General features: G+C 44.4%; 1 protein-coding gene. It reads left to right on the top strand.

What is annotated here, in order from left to right:
- Positions 1–14 precede the first annotated feature (14 nt).
- On the top strand, positions 15–288 hold a 274-nt coding region (locus tag AAEY75_RS14585), incomplete at its 3' end, for an LmrA/YxaF family transcription factor (protein WP_502944422.1).

The following is a 288-nucleotide window of genomic DNA, read 5'->3' as shown; positions in this document are numbered from 1 at the left end:
CTTATGTGTATGAATTGTCCAAGGTATTTGGGGAGGGTGGTGATCCGATTGGCTCTCCGATTGGCACCATTGCTGGAGAAAAACATTCTACAAGTGAGCCGATTCGATTGGCGTGTGAAGCAACTTTTAAGAGTTGGCAATCTATCTATACGGAGAAGTTTCTTGAAGCAGGCTATCCAGAGGATCAAGCCAAAAGCTTAGCGACTGTTTTTCATGCGTTGACTGAAGGCGGTATCTTATTAGCGTTAACGATGAAAAGTGGTAAGCCACTTGAAGCGATAGCAGAAC

Origin of the sequence: Psychrobacter sp. TB55-MNA-CIBAN-0194 (genome assembly GCF_040309505.1) — a bacterium.
Taxonomy (GTDB): domain Bacteria; phylum Pseudomonadota; class Gammaproteobacteria; order Pseudomonadales; family Moraxellaceae; genus Psychrobacter; species Psychrobacter fozii.
Note: the sequence above shows the minus strand (reverse complement) of the source record. Positions and strands in the feature narration are given on the sequence as shown.